13 protein-coding genes, 1 tRNA gene and 2 pseudogenes are annotated in these 16,764 nt (G+C 63.1%); 12 read left to right on the forward strand and 4 right to left on the reverse strand.

Annotated features, from left to right (window positions below; translation table 11 throughout):
- The first annotated feature begins 60 nt into the window (after positions 1–60).
- Complete coding sequence (locus tag RPMA_RS15615) at positions 61–441, forward strand: hypothetical protein (protein ID WP_211908453.1); 381 nt, start codon at positions 61–63, stop codon at positions 439–441.
- Here RPMA_RS15615 and RPMA_RS15620 read toward each other — a convergent pair.
- Complete coding sequence (locus RPMA_RS15620) at positions 401–2,002, reverse strand: glycoside hydrolase family 17 protein (protein ID WP_408056552.1); 1,602 nt, start codon at positions 2,000–2,002, stop codon at positions 401–403. The genes RPMA_RS15615 and RPMA_RS15620 overlap by 41 nt on opposite strands.
- A 266-nt stretch (positions 2,003–2,268) precedes the next feature.
- On the opposite strand from RPMA_RS15620, the gene RPMA_RS15625 reads away from it, so the two are divergent.
- The 10 genes and pseudogenes from RPMA_RS15625 to RPMA_RS28040 all read left to right on the forward strand — a co-directional run bounded on the left by RPMA_RS15625 (position 2,269) and on the right by RPMA_RS28040 (position 10,260).
- Positions 2,269–2,835 carry a beta-1-3, beta-1-6-glucan biosynthesis protein gene (locus RPMA_RS15625; protein WP_211908455.1) on the forward strand — a complete coding sequence of 189 codons (567 nt, stop codon included), beginning with the start codon at positions 2,269–2,271 and terminating at the stop codon, positions 2,833–2,835.
- A 200-nt stretch (positions 2,836–3,035) separates the two neighbouring features.
- Positions 3,036–5,705 (forward strand): glycosyltransferase, encoded by a 2,670-nt coding sequence (locus RPMA_RS15630; RefSeq protein WP_211908464.1) that lies wholly within the window; start codon positions 3,036–3,038, stop codon positions 5,703–5,705.
- 182 nt (positions 5,706–5,887) lie between these two features.
- A tRNA-Lys gene (locus RPMA_RS15635) sits at positions 5,888–5,962 on the forward strand.
- Between the two features lie 69 nt (positions 5,963–6,031).
- Positions 6,032–6,619, forward strand: coding sequence for a formyltransferase family protein (locus RPMA_RS15640; protein WP_211908466.1), 588 nt, complete (start codon positions 6,032–6,034; stop codon positions 6,617–6,619).
- Between the two features lie 160 nt (positions 6,620–6,779).
- Positions 6,780–7,139, forward strand: coding sequence for a hypothetical protein (locus RPMA_RS15645; RefSeq protein ID WP_211908468.1), 360 nt, complete (start codon positions 6,780–6,782; stop codon positions 7,137–7,139).
- Between the two features lie 19 nt (positions 7,140–7,158).
- On the forward strand, positions 7,159–7,656 hold the full coding sequence (locus RPMA_RS15650) for a hypothetical protein (RefSeq protein ID WP_211908470.1): 498 nt from the start codon (positions 7,159–7,161) through the stop codon (positions 7,654–7,656).
- A 186-nt stretch (positions 7,657–7,842) separates the two neighbouring features.
- Positions 7,843–8,721, forward strand: a complete 879-nt coding sequence (locus RPMA_RS15655; protein WP_211908478.1) for a DMT family transporter — start codon at positions 7,843–7,845, stop codon at positions 8,719–8,721.
- 194 nt (positions 8,722–8,915) lie between these two features.
- Positions 8,916–9,520 (forward strand): annotated as a pseudogene (locus RPMA_RS28030) (caspase family protein); the annotation flags it as partial.
- Positions 9,521–9,927: 407 nt separating this feature from the next.
- Positions 9,928–9,996: pseudogene (locus tag RPMA_RS28035) on the forward strand (hypothetical protein); the annotation flags it as partial.
- A 90-nt stretch (positions 9,997–10,086) separates the two neighbouring features.
- The gene (locus RPMA_RS28040; RefSeq protein ID WP_249225786.1) at positions 10,087–10,260 is read left to right on the forward strand and encodes a hypothetical protein; all 174 of its coding nucleotides are present in this window, start codon (positions 10,087–10,089) and stop codon (positions 10,258–10,260) included.
- A gap of 21 nt (positions 10,261–10,281) precedes the next feature.
- On the opposite strand, the gene RPMA_RS15665 is transcribed toward RPMA_RS28040, so the two are convergent.
- The gene (locus tag RPMA_RS15665) at positions 10,282–10,521 is read right to left on the reverse strand and encodes a BrnA antitoxin family protein (RefSeq protein WP_211908480.1); all 240 of its coding nucleotides are present in this window, start codon (positions 10,519–10,521) and stop codon (positions 10,282–10,284) included.
- 343 nt (positions 10,522–10,864) lie between these two features.
- Between RPMA_RS15665 and RPMA_RS15670 the strand changes: the two genes are divergently transcribed.
- Positions 10,865–11,092, forward strand: coding sequence for a hypothetical protein (locus RPMA_RS15670; protein WP_211908482.1), 228 nt, complete (start codon positions 10,865–10,867; stop codon positions 11,090–11,092).
- A 36-nt stretch (positions 11,093–11,128) separates the two neighbouring features.
- On the opposite strand, the gene RPMA_RS15675 is transcribed toward RPMA_RS15670, so the two are convergent.
- Positions 11,129–12,259, reverse strand: coding sequence for a CaiB/BaiF CoA transferase family protein (locus RPMA_RS15675; protein WP_211908484.1), 1,131 nt, complete (start codon positions 12,257–12,259; stop codon positions 11,129–11,131).
- A 169-nt stretch (positions 12,260–12,428) separates the two neighbouring features.
- Positions 12,429–16,763: a translocation/assembly module TamB domain-containing protein gene (locus tag RPMA_RS15680; protein ID WP_211908486.1), complete on the reverse strand. Its 4,335-nt coding sequence runs from the start codon at positions 16,761–16,763 to the stop codon at positions 12,429–12,431.
- Between the last annotated feature and the right edge of the window lies 1 nt (position 16,764).

Here is a 16,764-nt window from a genome sequence, read left to right on the forward strand (position 1 = left end):
AGCGCGCCCGCGACGGCCTGACGGGTTGTCGTCCGATCCGATCCAAAGCATAGTCAGGCCATGAAAAAAGATCCGTTCCGCCTCACCGCTCGCGAAGTCCAGTGGCTCCTGATCGTCGGTTTCGCCACCGTCGGTTATGCGATCTATCTGCGCTATATGGCGATCGAACTGTCGTCTGCGGCACTCGCCTGCGATGGCGGCTTGCAGACCATGCTGTGCAAAAGCCGACTGACCGCGACCTATCTGTTCAAGAATTCGGTGTTCGGCATCGCCGCGATCGTGATTGCGACGCTGAACCTGCTGCGGCCATCGATCGTGCTGATCACCGGGGCGTTGATCGCCGCCGGTCTCGGCATCGTGCTCTACAACGTCGCCCTGTCGGGCATCGCGATCGGGCTGCTTATCCTTGGATTTGCGCGGCCCGCGCCCGCCACAGCGTAAGAGCGAACAGCAGGTAGACCGCACAGGTCCAGACCGACTGCCAGTTCTCCGGCCCTTCGTTGAAGCCGATATAGACGACGGCCGCGGCAAGCAGGCCGGCGAAGGTGGCCTCGGCAATCGGCCGCGTCCCGTCGGCGCGGCGATTGACCGTCATCAGGCCGGCGAATGGCACAACGGCCATCGAGAGCGCAGCGAACGGGAAATCGCGATAGCGCGGATCGAACACGAAGCCGAGCGCGGTCTGCGCTGCGATCAGGGCCGTGACGATCACGGTCAGGCCCAGCAGAACGGTCGCAAACGAGCGATTCTGGTAGGGCTGCGGACCCAGCAGCTCCAGGAATGTCGGCAGCGAACGGCCGGACATGGTGGCGTAGGCACACAAGATCGGTGACAGTACGCCTGCGGCAAGCAGAGCGGCCCACTGGATCGACCGGCCGCTGCCGTAGCTCTCGTAAATCAGCTTGTCGATGGCCACGCCGAGCAGTGCGCCGGCGACCGTTGCGGACACCGCTACCGTCAGCCACGCCGAAAAACGCGGCATCCACGGCTTGCGGCGCAGCGTCAGCATACCCGTGAGGAACACGACGATGCTGAGGCCCATGCCAAGCCCCATCTGCAGCTTCCAGGTCGGATAATTGCTGACAGGAATGCCGGCCGGATACTTCAGATCGCGGGCATCGGCGTCATAAAGCCCCCAATAGCCGCCAACCGTTCCTTCCAGATCGCGCTTCCACGGCTGGTCATAGGCCTCGATCAGATTGACCCGGAAGCCTTCACGCTTGGCGAGATCGAGCAGTTCCGACACCACCCGCGCCTGATTGGCCCGCGACGGCAGTGCACCTTCGCGCATGCGACCCGCGCTCGGCCAGCCGGTCTCGCCGATCAGGATTTCCTTGGCGGGGAATGCCACTGCAACCCGCTTACGGATCGAATCGATATGCGCCGCCGCGTTCCGGGCACGGATCGGCAGGTCCTCCCAATATGGAAGGATGTGAATCGTGACGAAATCGACGGCGTCATAGAGTTCGCGATTCTTCAGCCAGAACTCCCAGACATCGGCATAGGTCACAGGGACCTGCCCGACCTGCGCCTTCACCGACCGGATATTGCCGACGAGATCGGCGGCAGTCATCTCGCCGCGCAGCAACACTTCGTTGCCGACTACGACGCCGGTGATGACGCTGGGATAGCGCTTGGTCAAATCGACCACGCCCGCGATCTGTGCCAGGTTCTTTGCCCGGTTGCTGCCGAGCCAGACGCCCTGCAAGACCTTGAGACCGACCTTCCCGGCCAGCTCCGGCACCTGATCGAGACCATTGTCGATCGAATAGGTCCGCACGCATTTCGAGATCTGCGCCAGTTGCGCCATGTCGGCGGCAATCTGCGCGGCAGGAATGATGGCCGTCGAATTGAGCGGCGTCTGCTCGCCGCGGAACGGCGCGTAGGACACGCATTCCAGCTTGGCGGCGGGATCGATCGGGGCACGCGCGAGCGAAACCGGCGTGGCGAGCCACCACCACACCGCTGCGATCGTACCGAGTGAGATTAGGAGAAGCGCCAGCGGCGTGCGGTAGGAAATTGGTTCCGTCCTCCAAAAGACGCTCGTCGATTAGCCCGTCATCGCCGATCTGCCAAGCCCGCCAACCGGCGCTGCGGCGAATGTTCACCGTCACGCCACGAAAATGAGACGAACTTCCGGCGTTGCTGGACAAAATCCAAAATAACAGTCATGGGATTCACCCGAGGTCTTCGCCGTAATGGAGACCCATTTGCGCGGCATCTGGCGAGGACGTCAGGGGCTGACAGCTAACTTTTATCGGGGACTTTATGGGTCGACTGGTGTTCGGGTTCCAAACTTCGGTTCTGCGTCGTTGCGCCGTTCCGGCACTCGCTTTGCTGCTGGGTGTGAGCGCGACAATCATGCCGGTCAGTGCCGTCCTCGCGCAGGATCAGAAACCTGCGGCAAATGCGCCTGTCACCCCTGCCGACGTCGCCCGTGAGAGCCAGAAGAAGGCCGACGAATTCGTCGAGGCGACTCAGGCGATCAATGGCCCGGGCGGCAATCCGGAATGTGTCTGGCTCGGCCGCCGCGTCGTCGTCCTGATGTGGCGCGACGATCTCGACACGGCTTTCCGTCACCTCGACCTCTATGACCGCTTCGGCTGCCCCGGCGGCCACGTGCAGGCGACGTTCCGTTGCCTCGTGAAATTCGGCCCGGCGATCGACCCGAAAGTGGCCGACAGCCTGAACCGTCACGTCCATGCCTGCTGGATCAATCCGAACGCCACGCCGCAGCCGGCCGCGCTCACCCAGCCGCCCGTGCCGTCCCCTGCTCCTCCGGCTGCCCAGCCTGAGGCGAAGCCGGATGCCAAGCCGGCAGAGGCGCCAAAGTAAGTCTAGCTTCGCGCGACCGGCCCAAGCCGGTCGTGCACCGCAAACGTCTCCACAGAGATCGGTCGTCGCCCTCAAAACGCCACGGCCGCAGTTGAGTTGTTCACTCGTGTGGCAGATATAATCGGCCACGATCGCTACTGGCCGGACCTCGGGGACAGGTCCGCTTCCCGGCCTCGCTCGCCCCGTATGGTTTCCTCGCGATGCGCGTCGTCGTCGCCGTAATATTTCTCGTCACTGCCATTCATGCCGGTCTCTGGGCCCTCCTGCGCGAGAAGCAGGACGCCCCGGATTTCCGGGGCATGATCCCCAGCATGTCCTATGCGCCGTTCGAAGGAACGGCACATCCGGACATCGACAATATCCCGACCGTCGACAAGGTACGCGCCGACCTCAAGAAGCTCGCGACCATGACGCGGGCGATTCGTCTCTATTCGTCGACCGGCGGCGTCGAAATCGTTCCGGCCATTGCCGCCGAATTCGGTCTCAAGGTCACGCTCGGCGTCTGGATCGACAAGAATGCCGATCGCAATGAGCGCGAAATCGTCTCCGCGGTCGATCTGGCGAAAAAGAACTCGAACGTCATCGGCGTCGTGGTCGGCAACGAAACGCTCTATCGCGACGAACTCAAGATCCAGGACCTGATCGAGTATATCCGCAAGGTGAAGAGGCAGGTCTCCGTTCCGGTGACCACCGGTGAAATCTGGAACATCTGGCGCGACAACCCGCAGCTCGCATCCTCCGTCGATTTCATCGCCGCGCATATCCTGCCTTATTGGGAAAACTTCAAGGACACCCAGGCCGTCGATCAGGCCGTGTATATCTACGGCCTCCTCCGCGAGACTTTCCCAGGCAAGCGCATCGTGGTCGCCGAATTCGGCTGGCCGAGCGAGGGCTACAATCTCCGCAATGCCGAGCCCGGCCCGTTCAAGCAGGCGGTGGTGATCCGCAATTTCGTGACCCGCGCCGAAGCCATCGGCATGGATTACAACATCGTCGAAGCTATCGATCAGCCCTGGAAGTTCTTCGAAGGCGGCGTCGGCCCGTATTGGGGCATGCTCAACGCGTCGCGCGAACCGAAATTTCCCTGGACCGGTCCAGTGGTGAACCCAGACTACTGGAAGAACGCCAGCATCGCCCTGCTCGTTGGCATTCTGCTGTCGCTACCGATCCTGCAGATCGTCGCCCCGACCGCGCTGCAGGCCTTCGTGCTGGCGGTGGCTGCCAATGCGGTCGGCGCCTGGGCGGCAACGATCTTTGCCTATCAGCAAACTCATTACTTCGTCTGGGGCTCGGCTTTCGCCCTCACGCTCGGCTGTATTCTCCTGATTCCGCTGATCTTGATCGCACTTGCCCGCATCGAGGAAATCGCGGCCATTGCATTCGGGAAGAAGCCACTCCGGCTGCTGACAGCCGAACGTAGCGAAGTGCTGCGCGCGGCGGCCGATGCCGAGCAGAAATATCCGAAGGTCTCGATTCATATCCCGGCCTATCGCGAACAGCCGGACATGCTGAAGCTGACGCTGGATGCGGTGGCAGCCCTCGATTACCCGAATTTCGAATGCGTGGTGATCATCAACAACACCCCGGATCCCGCCCATTGGCAGCCGATCCAGGATCATTGCCGGATGCTCGGCGAGCGCTTCATCTTCATCAATGCGGAGAAGGTCGAGGGCTTCAAGGCCGGCGCGCTGCGCATTGCCATGGATCGCACCGCGGCCGATGCAGAGGTGATCGGCATCATCGATGCCGACTATGTTGTGGAGCCGAACTGGCTCAAGGACCTTGTCCCTGCCTTCAACGACCCGCGCGTCGGTCTCGTGCAGGCGCCGCAGGACCATCGCGACGAAGACCGTTCACTGATGCACTACATCATGAACGGCGAATATGCCGGCTTCTTCGACATCGGCATGGTCCAGCGCAACGAGGCCAATGCGATCATCGTCCACGGCACCATGTGCCTGATCCGTCGCGAGGCGATGGACATGGCGGGTGGCTGGGCCGGCGACACCATCTGCGAGGACAGTGATCTCGGTCTCGCGATCATGCAGCATGGCTGGCTGACCCATTACACCAAGGAGCGCTACGGCTACGGCGTGCTTCCGGACACCTATGAGGCGTTCAGGAAGCAACGGCATCGCTGGGCCTATGGTGGCTTCCAGATCATCAAGAAGCACTGGCGCCGTTTCATGCCAGGCGCGAGCCGGATGACGCAGGACCAGAAGCGAGAATTCGGGCTCGGCTGGCTCAACTGGCTCGGTGCCGAGAGCCTCGGCGTCGTCGTGGCGATCCTCAACATCATCTGGGTGCCGATCATCGCCTTTGCCGATATCTCGATCCCAGACACGATCCTGACACTGCCGATCATCGTCTCCTTCGTGATTTCGCTGGCGCACTTCCTGATCCTGTACCGGCTGCGCGTGAAGATCGGCCTATGGCAGATGCTCGGCGCCATGGTCGCCGCCATGTCCGTGCAATGGACGGTGTCACGGGCCGTCGCCGACGGCCTCATCAAGGATCACCTGCCCTTCACCGTGACGTCGAAGGGCGGCAAATCGACCATGTCGATCGAATTCCAGGCGTTCTGGGAGGCGGTGATCGGCGTCTTGCTGCTGATCAGCGCCGGCGTGCTGGTGTTTTCGAACAACGACAAGCAGGTCACGGAAATCTACATCTTCGCCGGCGTGCTCATACTGCAGAGCCTGCCATTCCTGTCGGCGGTGCTGATCGCCATTCTGGAAAATTCGCGCGCCAATCAGTTCCAGTGGTGGACAGACACCACGGTGCGCACCGCCGAGCTGATCGGCCTGCGCCCCGTGCGGATGCCGCAGCTGGACATTTCCCGGCCCGAGCCGCAGCGCGAGGCCAGCTGACCTGCGTTTACCGTCCGCCGGTTCATGTCCACAACCAGCGGGCTCGCCCTTGACCCCGGCGGACCCGCCTTTTACACAGCGTCCCAACGCGATACGCTGCATCGCAAGCGGCATGGCGGACGGACTGTCTCTCCCCAGGGTTGGGCATCAGCCGTCGGACCGCAAAATCTTACGGCATCTTCGGGCGGGTAGCTCAGCGGTAGAGCATTCGACTTTTAATCGACTGGTCATGGGTTCGATCCCCATCCCGCCCACCACTTTCGCAATCAACGACGCCGGGCCAACCGGCTTCTGTCCCTCCAGCCTCTGATCACCGGACACATACCATGCGGATTACGCTCGTCGGCTCCCGTCACTTCGGCGTCACGACCTTCGATATGCTGAAGACCCACAAGGTCGAGATCATCAGCGTGGTCGTGGCGGATGCAGAGGACCGACTGGCCGCTGCAGCCAAGGCCGCAGGGATTCCGGTGACCGTGCAGGCCAATCCGAAGCTCGTGGTCGCCTCAGAAATCGCCGATGGCACCGATCTGATCATCACCGCCCACAGCCACGCCCGCATCGGCAAGGATGCACTGGCCAAGTCCAAGCTCGGCGGGATCGGCTATCACCCGTCGCTGCTTCCGCGTCACCGGGGAATCGCAGCGGTGGAATGGACCATCAAGGAAGGCGACCCGATCGCCGGCGGCACCGTGTACCATCTGGCCGACGTGATGGACGGCGGCGCCATTGCGGCCCAGGAATTCTGCTTCGTGAAGAAGGGCGAAACCGCTCGCGAACTATGGGAACGCGCCCTCGCCCCGCTCGGCTACAAGCTGCTCGGCGAAGTCGTCGATTATGCCATTGCAAACAATAGCTTGCCGGCCACCTATCAGGACGAGCAATTCGCCACGAAGGCGCCGAAGCTGAGCTGATTTTTCGGACGAGCCGAAAATAATACCGGCTCCCGGGGAACGAAACCGGGGACCGTGCGTTGCGCCATGCAGATGTTTTGGGTCAATGCGCACCGCACAAATTTTGGACACATTAGTCGCGAATAACGCGACCCATCACAACATCAAAGGATTTGATTCAATGCGTTTCGACCGCATGCGCGTGTTCCTGTCCGCCTCCTTGCTGGCCGGTGCCACGCTTGCCGCCACCGTCCCTGCCTCCGCCCAGCACCCTTATGACGGTCTTTGGAACGTCACCATTTTCACGCAGACTGGCAGCTGCGACCGTACGGCCAGCTATCCGCTGACGGTGACCGACGGCCGGGTGACTGCACCTGGTGCTGACGTTTCCGGCAAGATCGCGAGCACCGGCCTCGTGCGCGTCTCGATCGGCCCCGCATTCGCGAACGGCCAGCTCACCGGCAATGCCGGCTCCGGCAAATGGAACGGCGCCTCGGGTGGCGTCCCCTGCAGCGGGCGCTGGGAAGCTTCTCGTCAATAACCCGCATCAGGAACTGCCCATGACCGCCGTCTCGACCTTCCCGCGCGCCTTTGCCCGGACCGCTATTTTCGCCGCCGCCATTGCGGTGCCGTCCATTGCGGCGTTCGCCCAGTCCGCGCCCTTCGCGGGAATGGCGGGTGTCTGGTCGGGCCAGGGCAACATCTCGCTCGATGGCGGCGCCAAGGAGCGCATCCGTTGCAAGGCGACGTATGCGGTCAGCGGCGACGGCAACGGGCTCAACCAGTCGCTGCTCTGCGCCAGCGACAGCTACAAGTTCGAGCTGAAGAGCAATGTGATCGCCAAGGGCAATACGCTGTCGGGTAACTGGTCCGAGACCACCCGCAATGTCAGCGGCGAACTCCAGGGCACCTCTTCGGCTGGCAAGTTCAACGTCAATGTCTCGGCACCGGGCTTCGATGCCAAACTGACGCTGACGACCACCGGCAACAAGCAGGCGGTCTCCATCGCATCCGATGGCCAGTTCAAGGGCGTGAACATCACGCTGACGCGCAGCTAAGCCTGTCATCCCATCCGTGATCCTAACCCCGGTGGCGCCCTGCGCTGCCGGGGTTTTGTTTTGCGCGCGCATTGCTGCTTCGGCGAATTCGCGCGTTGCAAAGCCCGGATATCTCGCCGATACAGCGGCGAGATGGCAATCGCCGACCATAACGGTGCATGCCCTGCAGGAAACAAGCTCGTCTTCATGGACCGCCAGCCCTCCAAAATTCGCGCCGCCTTCTGGATGTCCGGCTGGCTGCTCTTGATGCTGTTCGTGGCCATCGGCGGTCGCGAGACGCTGCGCGAACTCGGCGTGTTTCAGGTAATGGAAATCCGCTCGCTGTTCGGTTTCGTTTTCCTTGTACCGATCGTCCTGATGAATGGTGGTTGCAGAGCCATGGCGACCACGCGGCCGATGGCGCATGTCACGCGCAATCTGGTGCACTACGCATCGCAGCTCGGCTGGTTTTATGCGCTGACCCTGATCCCGCTCAGCCAACTCGTATCGATTGAATTCACGATGCCGATCTGGATCGCCATCATGGCCGCGATCTTTCTCGGTGAGCGCATCACGCGCTGGAAGGTGATCGCGATCGTCCTCGGCTTGATCGGCGTCATCGTGATCGTGCGGCCGACGACAGGCGAGCTGAATGTCGGACAACTGATCTCGCTCGCCTCGGCTTTTGGATTTGGTATTTCGGTGACCTTGATCAAGTCGCTGACGCGCACCGACAGCGCGCTCAAGATCATCTTCTGGATGATCGTGGTCCAGTCGACGGCAGGTCTCATTCCCGCGATAGCCACATGGGAATGGCCATCGGCCTATGTGTGGTTCTGGCTGGTCGTCGTCGGCTTCTGCGGCACCTTCTCGCACTTCTGCATGGCGCGCGCGATGCTCTATGCCGATGCGACAGTCGTCGTGCCGATGGATTTCCTGCGCGTGCCGTTGAGCGCCATGATCGGATGGTTACTATACTCTGAACAGCTGGACATGTTCACGGTGCTCGGCGCCACGCTGATCCTCGCCGGTAATACGCTGAACCTGCGCAGCCCCGATCGCGCACCGGCGCGCGCGACCACCTGAGTTCCATTTTCGTTTTTATTCCTGCAGTGCGCGTCTCGCCATTTTGGCGCGGGCACACCCTTGATAGTTTCTCCTCTGCCAGTGGTCGAACGACCGGATTCGATTAGGGGAGATTTGCCGTGCGCCAGCTCGTATTCGCTTTGTCTGCGCTGTCTGTGGTCTTCAGCGCCGACGTTGCGCTCGCCGACAAACGCGTGGCGTTTGTCGTCGGTAACGGCGCCTACAAGAATGTCGATCCGCTGCCGAACCCGCCGATCGACGCCAAGGCCATGGCCAGCACGCTGCGCAATGTCGGCTTCGAGGTCATCGAAGGTTCCAACCTCACCCGCGACGGCATGACCGAACGCCTGCTCGAATTCGGGCGCAAGGCACAGGGGCGGATGTCGCCCTCTTCTTCTACGCCGGTCACGGTATCTCGGTGAACAACGTCAACTACCTCTTGCCGGTCGATGCCAATCTGAAATCGGAAATGGACGTCAAGCTCGGTGCCGCCATCAATGTCGAGATGACGCTCGAACAGACCATGGGCGACGCCAAGGTCAAACTGGTGTTTCTCGACGCCTGCCGTGACAATCCATTCGCCGCCAAGATCCGCTCCAGCGGATCGGCAACGCGCAGCGTCGCCGTATCGTCCGGCCTGGCCGAAATGAAGTCTGGCGAAGGTACCCTGATCGCTTTCGCGACCAGCCCGGGCCAGACCGCGCTCGACGGCAAGAGCGGCGGCAACAGCCCGTTCACCCGCGCGCTGTTGAACAACATCACCACGCCCGGCGCCGAGATCCAGCAGGCCATGACCAAGGTCCGCGCGCAGGTGCAGGACGAAACCAACAAGGGACAGCTGCCCTGGGGCCACACCAACCTGATCGGCGCCGTCTACCTCAATCCGGATGTCCAGACGCAGGTACAGGTCGCCGCTGCCAGCCCGACCGCCACGATGCCTGCGGCAGCGACACCCGGCTCCGATGTCGAGCTTGAATTCTGGCGCTCAATCAAGGACTCCAACCGTCCCGAAGAACTCAACGCCTATATCACCATGTATCCGAACGGCCAGTTCAAGCCGCTCGCCCTCGCCCGCATCGCGGCGCTGCAGGAAGCCGCCACAGCGCCGCGCACCGCGGCCCCGGCGGTGACAAAGCCGTGTTCACCGAACAGGCCAACCAGCTCACCGAAGACAAGATCGGCCTCAACCAGGCCAAGCGCCGCGACGTGCAGCGCCGCCTCAACGGGCTCGGCTTCGACACCAAGGCGACCGGCAGCTTTGACGCCGGAACCCGCGGCGTCATCACCCGCTGGCAGGCCGCGCGCGGCTATCCGACCTCGGGTTACCTGAACAAGGTCCAGCACGTCGCATTATTGGCCGAACCTGTGACCTTGGCCGAAGAGCCCGCGCCGGCACCGAAGCCGGTGCGCCGTCAGGTACAGACCTATGAGGAAGCACCCGCGCCTGTGGTAAGGCGCCAGGCGCCGCCGCCTTCGGTCGATCCCGCACTGCCGGGCCGGTTCATCGGCGGCGTTGTGGGCGGCATTCTCGGGCGCTGATCATGTGAAAAGGCTGCGGGGCTATTTTCCCGCAGCCTTGCGCAGCGCATCATTGATCCGGTCCTGCCAGCCTGGACCGGCTTCCTGGAAATATTCGAGCACGTCCTGATCGATCCGCAGCGACACCACCTCGCGAACACCAGGAATGGCTTTCGCCTTGGCCGGTGCTTCCGCAACCGGCGCGGTGACCTTCTTGAAAGCTGATTCAGCCTCGGTGCGGGCGTCCTGGAGCGTGCGTGGTCGGCGTGGGGGCTGGGCCATCGAGGCGAATCCTTGCAGGTGTGAGACGCGCCCAAGAGCTACGGCAAGGCCCCCGCAATTGCCAGCAGGCATCCTGCTGGGTGTCACGTTAATCGCTGCATATCCGTAACCGATCCGTCTGGTAACGAAACGGAGAGGGTCGCCTGCGAACATTGAAAAGCGTGACACTGCGTCGCAATTGCCCGCAGTGCACAACGTCGTAACGCGCTGCATCGCAAAATCGCGATGGGAATATCACCGGATCAACGCATTTGTGTTGCGCCGAGGTCAAACAAATCAGTTTTGGTCGGGCAAATCAGGATAATCTCATCGCGGGTCAAATCAGATGGTGAAGGAGGTCACGATGGCAGCTGCTGCTGAAATCCATACGACCACGACGTCCCATCAGACTACGTCGAGCACGACACCACGTGTCGATCTTCCCACTTGTCCGGTCTGCGCCGACAGCATGATCGCCGCAGAGTCTTCCGCGTTTCTCGCTGAAAATGTGGTGAGCTATCTCTGGACCTGCGACACCTGCGGCTACGGCTTCGTCACCAATCACACGATGAAGAAGATCACCTGTAGTTAAACGGGCGGCGGTCGCGGTGTTCGCGGCCTGAAAACTCTACCTCGGCAAAATTTGTTCGTTGTGCTCGCCCAGGCGTGGAGCTGGCCGATCTGGTGCTGGCTGCGATTTCGACCAACGCCCCGTCGATCGCATGGCCCTGATCGGACCTTCGCTGGGATGCTCGACCTCGTCGAAGAAGCCGACCGCCTTCAGATGCGGATCGTCGATCAGGCTGTCGATGGTCGCCAGCGGCACTGCGGGAATATCGACACGCTCCAGTTCCTGCATCCACCAGTCGGTCGTGCGCGTCGCGACGAGTTCGGCGACGATCTTGTAGAGCGCTGTCGTGTTATGCGTGCGCCCTGATACTGTGGAGAAACGTTCGTCCTCGAGAACATTGCCGCGATCGACGAGATCAAAGAATGCCTTCCACTGTTTGTCGGTGACGAGCAGCAAGCAAACCACGCCGTCCAACGTCGGGAATGGTCGGCGCACCGACGCATATCGTTCGAACACGGTCGGGCCGAGTTGAGGCTGATAGGTGCGACCGCCCATGTGATCGGACAGCACCATGAAGGCCATCGTCTCGAACATCGCGACCTCGACATGCTGGCCCTCACCCGTCCTGAGACGGTGATACAGCGCACCCAGCGCCGCATTGGCCGCATTCATGCCGGTGACACGATCCGCAACAGCGATCGGCGCGTAGCGCGCGCCGCCTTCCTGCGACGCGCCAAGCGACGGAATGCCGACGGCCGCCTGAATGAGATCATCATAAGCTGGCCGATCCGAATAAGGCCCACCGCTGCCATAGCCAACGATGCTCACATAGATCAGGGTCGGGTTGATCGCGCGCAAATCATCGTAAGCGAGGCGCAGACGCTGCATCGCCTTGGTCCTGACATTGCAGATCAGGACATCGGCATCCTTGATCAGACCTATAAATGCGTTGCGCCCATCCTCGCTCTTGAGATCGAGCGCGACGCTGCGCTTGCCGCGATTGGCATGAAGATGCATCGGCCCCATCCCGCCGCTGCGGGACTGGCCGATATTGCGGAGATTGTCGCCCTCGGGCGTCTCGACCTTGGTGACGTCGGCGCCCATCTCGGCAAGGGTCTGCGCAGCACATGGCCCCGACAACATCGTGGTGAGATCGACAACTCGAACACCATGTAGCGGACCCGTCATGACAAACTCCCCGATCGATCATTGAGACAGCGCTCTGTGCGGCGCGTTGATTTTCTGTGGTGCGGACTATTCGGATTCAGTGAAATCCAGTGTCTCAAACACACCAGCGAATGACTACCAGTATTCGCCCGACACTGAGAAGTTCGGGGCGGACATGGCCGCCCCTCGTTCAATACTCGATCTCGGTCCCGATCCCGATCGATGTCGCGCCGGTGCCCGAGGCCTCGCCCTGCAGGCGCAGGCGGCGGGTGAGATCGATATCGAGCGTGACGGCGGAATCCTTGGCGGCAGCTGCGCCTTTCACGCCGACGCTGACGCGGCTGTTGATGGCGCGCGCGGCGCCGACGCTGGGGCCGCCGGCACCGCCGGCCGAAATATCCAGCGCATCAACGCCGAGCGAGCGACGCAGGCGCTCCATCGTGTCCGGTCCGCCATCGCCCGAGAACTGCGCCACCATCTGCGCAAGCTGCACCGCCTGGAACGGCGACAACCCACCGGATGCCTTCGAGAACATGATGCGCGACAGCACCTCGTCTTGCGGCAGGTCGGGCGACGAGCTGAACGCGAATGTCGGCGCCGAGGCGATGCCGCTGACCGTGATCTGTGCGGTCACATCGCCCGCCTGGGTCTGCGCGACAAAATCGAGTTCCGGCGTCACCTCGCCGCTGAAGGTCGCGCGGCCACGGCTGAAATCAAGCCGCGTGCCGGCCACCTGCAGCTTCCCACGCCGCATCTCGAACGCACCGATGGTCACCGGTGACGCCAGCCGGCCGGTCAGGCGCATGTCGCCGCCGAGCTCGGCATCGATGCCACGACCGCGCACGAAGACGCGATTGGGTGCCGCGATGGTGAGGTCGAGCCCCGCGTCGAAAGGCGGCGCCCGCTTGGTGCGCTTTCGGGCCTTCTCTTCTTTCTCAATTGCCTGCCGAACATGTTCGGGCGCATCCACATGGCGTGTACCAGCCAGCGGCTTCAACGTGGATGGCAGCCGCTCCGGGACATTGACGTCGAGGCCATCGACATCAATGCGCCCGGTGATCCGGGGATCGCGCATCAGCGGGCCCGCAATGCGCAGGTTCGGGCTGGCGCGCATCTTCATGATGGCGTTCGACGCCAGCAGCACGTCGCGGCCGGAGACCTGGATCGAACCGGGCAGACCGGCGTCGGGATCGATGCGGATATTGCCGCTGGCATTCAGGCTGCCGCCATTGGCGCTGGTCGCGGTGAAGCGCTCGATCACCACGTCTTCGTTACGCGCGGCGATCCGTGCGGCGATGCCAGTGAGCTTGGTGCCAAGTTCGACATCGTCGAACGTGCCGCCCGACAGCGTCGCCGCACCATTGAGCTTGGGCTTGTCGAGCGCACCGGTCACGCGCAGGTCGATATCCGAGCGCCCCGACAGCCGACGTCCCTGCGGCGACAGATGGCCGTTGGCCGCGGCAAGATCGAGCGATCCCTTCACCGCGAGATCGAGCGCTCCACGCTGTAGCGGGATCTTCCCGGCGGCGCGCAACTGGCCGAGGCGCGGCGCGCTGACCTGCGCATCCAGTGTAGTCTGCCCCTCGCTCAGGCGACCGCTGGCCTGAATGCCCATCGGCGCCAGTGCGAATTCACGCGTCTGCGCCGCTGCGAGCCCCGCGATGGCCACGCGCCAGTCTCCGCTCGGCGCCTGCGCGGTCCCGGTGACGCGGGCCTGCGCATCGAGCGTCCCCGCAAGCCCGAGCTGCGGCGCCACGGCATTGGCGACGGCGAGCGGCACGGCCTTGGCCGACAGCGTCAGATCGAGCGTGTCACCAGCCGTCCCATTCACGCTGAGCACACCGCGATCCAGCGCCAGCGCGAAGTCGCGGATATCAATGGCCGAGCCACGCAGCGTGAACGATGCCGGTCGTGCCAGCGCGATGCGACTGCTCTCGTAGCGCGCTGTCAGCGCCGAGAGATCGAGGCGGATGTCGTTGGCCGGCACCAGCATGGCCCGCAGATCGGCCCCGACACGCTTGCCGTTCAGCTTCAGCGTGATGTCGCTGCCCGATGTCGTGCTGCGCGAGGCCACGCGGACGCTCTGGACCACCTCGCCCGCGATGCTCGCATTGTCGATGGCGACATTGCCGTCCGCCATCGGACGTCGCCAGATGTCGCGCAACGCCGCTTGCACATCGACCTTGCCGATCGCATCGCTCGCATATTTGAGCCCCTGTCCGCGCAATGCGATCTGTGCATTCTGCGCGCCTGCCTCGGTGGTGAAGTTCAGACTGGCATCGAAGGCGCCGGCCAGTTTGGCCAGCAGCAGTGGCGACAGGTCATCGAGATTGCCGGCAGACGCCGCAAGCTGCCCCGACAGCAGATGCTCCGCATCCAGCGCGATGACACCGCGCGCAGCGACGGAACCGACGCGCAAATCGAGATCATCGACCCGCCAGCCGCCGTCACTCTGCTTCGCCACATGCAGACGCCCATTCGCGGAGTTGCGATCGATGATGCCATCGAGCGTCGCCTTGGCGTCGAGCGCACCGGTGACGTCGGTTGCGGCGAGTTCAAGCGTGACGCGCGGCACTGGACGGCCGGAAGCCCGCACATCGTTCAGTGCCATCGCGACATGGGCATTAAGCTTGCCGAGCGATCCACTGAGCTGCGCATTTGCCTCGGCCTGCCCGCTCAGTGTCTTGTCGGCATGTGACAGCTGCGGGATCTGCACGACGGCGCTGATCGCAGCGTTTTCTCTGGTGGCATCGCCATGCACGCGTGCACCAATATGGCGGCCGGCAATGCGCAGATCGTCGAAGCCGTACCCTGCACCGGGCAGCGTGCGGACGGTGCCCGCGAGATCGACCGTTCCGCCGGTAAGTCCATCGACCTGTCCGATCCCGGTCGAGAGACCAGTCAGCTTGCCATCGAGCCGCGCGTCGATCCGTCCGGCGTCGGGGCTGCCATCGAGTTGCGCTCCGAATGCCAACGCACCGCGGAGCTTGAGGCCAGCCAATGCGCCAAAACGCGCGAGATCGGACGAGGTGATATCGGCCCGGCCTTTCAGTAAGGGACCGCCGACCTGTCCGGCGAACGAAGCGGCTGCGGTTTCCGTCTGCAGCTGCAACGTCTGCACATCGACGATGCCCGCACGGCTCGTACCCGCGAACATCAGCGAAAGTGACGACCCGACAGCGCTGTCGATAGCCGCGTCACTCGCATGCAAGCCCGTTGCCTTGACCTGCCCCGTCAGTTTGACCGTCGTGTCCTTTTCAAGCAGCGAGCCCGCCGGCGTTGCGTTGAACGACGCGTCGATCTGCCCGAAACGGCCCTGCGGTAATTTTGCGTCGCGCAGCGCGGCTGTGGCGGCGACCTGCGGTCCTGACAGCGCGCCCTTCACCGTGGCATCAAAGGCCAACGTCTTGATGCCGATATCGTTGACCTCGGTGGCGTCGCCCGTATTCGGCAAAGCGCGCATGCGGATGGTGAGATCGGCGACCTGCTCCGCATCGACGGAGCCGCCGATATCCATGCGCGCCAGTTTCGACACCACTGACAACGGCTCGATGCGGATGCCGCCGTCCGGCGCGAAACCGATACTGCTGTTCAGCCGGGTGGTGCCGGCGAAGATCGGCTGGATCACCGACGGCAACAGCCCCTCGATGCGCGCACCGAGATCGAGGCTCAGCCGACGTCCATCGGCCTGTCTGGTCAGTTGCGCAGCGCCATCGGCACCTGTGCTCGGTCCGGCATCGAAAGCCAGCTTTGCATCGAACGCATCCAGCGTGCCGGTGCCGCGCAGGTCCAGTTTGGCGGCCGGGAGATCAGCAACCTTGAGCAACCGCACCACGATGCCGCCAGGCGCTTCGTCGAGGGTCAGCATGGTCTGCAGCCGTCCGCTCGCCGGGATGTAATCAAGCTTTGCTGCAAACACGCCCTGCGCATCGAGCCGTCGCGCATCGAGCGTCAGCGCGAGGCCTTCGGCGGGATTGCCAAGCACGGCCTGGCCGGCTGCCGTGAGCCGGGAGGCAACGCCGAGCAGCGGCTCGCCGAGGGACAGTTCCGCCAGCGCAAAGGATTTCAGCTCCACCTTGACGGGGATGGTGGGCAGCAGCGGCTCATCGGGCTGTGCTGTCTGACCGGGCGGCGATTGTTCGGGAACAATCGTTGCAGGTGTCGGCAGCGGCTTGCGATGGATGGCGAGACGGCCGACATCGAGCTTGTCGATCTCAAGCCTGCCCGCCAGCAGCGCCGTGCGGCGCCACACCAGCCTGATCTTGTCGAGCTTGAGCCAGACGCCATCCTGATCGGCGATCGAGACATCGCTGACGGTGACATCCGATGTCAGCACGCCCGAGACGTCACCGATCGAGATTTGCGCCGCCGGTGTCGATAGTGCGCGCGAGATCAGATTGGCGAGCAGCCCCTTGTCGTCGCCCTGCCCGCGCAATGTGAAATGGAGAAACGCATAGCCCGCGACGCCGAGCAACAGCACGAATGCGGCAAGACCAATGAATATGGTTCTGCGGCGTAACCGCATG

This window comes from Tardiphaga alba (assembly GCF_018279705.1).
GTDB lineage: Bacteria > Pseudomonadota > Alphaproteobacteria > Rhizobiales > Xanthobacteraceae > Tardiphaga > Tardiphaga alba.

Bases quoted from the DNA above. Each gene is read 5' to 3' on its own strand.
- RPMA_RS15640 (WP_211908466.1), top strand. From the start codon at position 6,032: ATGCGGATTACGCTCGTCGGCTCCCGTCACTTCGGCGTCACGACCTTC.
- RPMA_RS15630 (WP_211908464.1), top strand. From the start codon at position 3,036: ATGCGCGTCGTCGTCGCCGTAATATTTCTCGTCACTGCCATTCATGCC.
- RPMA_RS15670 (WP_211908482.1), top strand. From the start codon at position 10,865: ATGGCAGCTGCTGCTGAAATCCATACGACCACGACGTCCCATCAGACT.
- RPMA_RS15665 (WP_211908480.1), bottom strand. From the start codon at position 10,521: ATGGCCCAGCCCCCACGCCGACCACGCACGCTCCAGGACGCCCGCACC.
- RPMA_RS15615 (WP_211908453.1), top strand. From the start codon at position 61: ATGAAAAAAGATCCGTTCCGCCTCACCGCTCGCGAAGTCCAGTGGCTC.
- RPMA_RS15655 (WP_211908478.1), top strand. From the start codon at position 7,843: ATGGACCGCCAGCCCTCCAAAATTCGCGCCGCCTTCTGGATGTCCGGC.
- RPMA_RS15680 (WP_211908486.1), bottom strand. From the start codon at position 16,763: ATGCGGTTACGCCGCAGAACCATATTCATTGGTCTTGCCGCATTCGTG.
- RPMA_RS15645 (WP_211908468.1), top strand. From the start codon at position 6,780: ATGCGTTTCGACCGCATGCGCGTGTTCCTGTCCGCCTCCTTGCTGGCC.
- RPMA_RS15625 (WP_211908455.1), top strand. From the start codon at position 2,269: ATGGGTCGACTGGTGTTCGGGTTCCAAACTTCGGTTCTGCGTCGTTGC.
- RPMA_RS15675 (WP_211908484.1), bottom strand. From the start codon at position 12,259: ATGACGGGTCCGCTACATGGTGTTCGAGTTGTCGATCTCACCACGATG.
- RPMA_RS15650 (WP_211908470.1), top strand. From the start codon at position 7,159: ATGACCGCCGTCTCGACCTTCCCGCGCGCCTTTGCCCGGACCGCTATT.